Genomic DNA, 1285 nt, shown 5'->3' with positions numbered 1-1285 from the left:
GTGTCCCGGAGGAGCTGGACGCGGATCTTGAAGGCCAGCGCGACGTTGCCGAGTCCCGGGAAGTTCCCGAACGCCTCCCAGAACCGGAGCCCGTGGTAACTCGGATCGGGCTCGGTGAACTCGGGGAACTTCCCGTTGTTCCAGGCAAAGTTCCCCGAATCGACGATGGTTCCGCCGATCGAGTTCCCGTGGCCGCCGATGTACTTCGTCGCCGAGTGGACGACGATATCCGCACCGTACTCGATCGGGCGGACGAGCCCAACCGCCGTCGTGTTGTCGACGACGAAGGGTAGCCCTGCATCGTGGGCGATCGCCGCGATCGCCTCAAAGTCTGGAACGTCGAGTTTCGGGTTCCCGATCGACTCGGCGTAGACTGCACGCGTTCTGTCGGTGATGGCCGCCGAAAACGCCTCCGGGTCGGCCGAATCGACGAAGATCACCTTGCGCCCGAGTTTCGGGAACGTGTAGTTGAAGAGCTCGTAGGTCCCGCCGTAGAGATTGTCGGCAGCGACGATCTCGTCGCCCGGCCGCGTGACCGCAAGGAGGGCGTAGGTTATCGCCGCCTGGCCGGAAGCGACCGCAACGGCCGCACGGCCCCCTTCGATAGCCGCGACGCGTTTCTCAAAGACGTCGGTCGTCGGGTTCATGAGCCGGGTGTAGATGTTCCCGAGTTCTTTGAGCGCGAAGAGGTTCGCGGCGTGGTTCGTGTCTTTGAAGACATACGACGAGGTCTGATAGATCGGTACCGCCCGCGACCCGGTCGTGGGGTCGGGCTCCTGTCCTGCATGGATTGCAGTTGTTCCTAAACGAAATGCTTTCTCTGCCATGGAAATCCCTCTTACGTGGTGATGGGGAGATCGTATTTTGCGGCGATCTCCTGGAAGGCCTCCGCGAGATAGCGGACCTGCTTCCAGGAGAGGCCATAGGTGTTGAGTTTCCAGGTGCGCGTTGCTCCTGCGAACTCTCCGACGATCCCGCGTTTTGAGAGTTCGTCGGAGAGGAAGAAGCCCCGCCGCTTGTGGGTCCGGGCGACGGTATCGAAACTCCCGGTGGTGTCGACCTTGGTGAGCGTATGCTTTCTCGGGTATTCGGAGAGGACCTTTGAGCCCTCGATGGCGAGGAGGGCGTCGATGAAGTAGTTTGACTTCTTCACCTCTTCGTCCCAGTGGTTGACCCGCTCCTTGACGGCGGGGAACGAGGCCATCATCGAGAGCAGGGTCCCCCCCATCAGGGTGCACCCGAGCATCTCCACCTCCTTGATCCCGAACTTCCGGTTGGTGACGTC

The 1285-nt window shown here is 61.6% G+C and carries 1 protein-coding gene and 1 pseudogene; both read right to left on the bottom strand.

All coding sequences use genetic code 11. From position 1 onward, the window contains the following. Window positions 1–827: O-acetylhomoserine aminocarboxypropyltransferase/cysteine synthase family protein (locus ACI94_RS08290; RefSeq protein WP_286681295.1), on the bottom strand; the 827-nt coding region annotated here is incomplete at its 3' end. Window positions 828–838: 11 nt separating this feature from the next. Next, window positions 839–1285: pseudogene (locus tag ACI94_RS08285) on the bottom strand (O-phospho-L-seryl-tRNA:Cys-tRNA synthase); the annotation flags it as partial.

Source organism: Methanoculleus sp. DTU007 (assembly GCF_001512385.1).
Classification (GTDB): domain Archaea; phylum Halobacteriota; class Methanomicrobia; order Methanomicrobiales; family Methanoculleaceae; genus Methanoculleus; species Methanoculleus thermophilus.
Note: the sequence above shows the minus strand (reverse complement) of the source record. Positions and strands in the feature narration are given on the sequence as shown.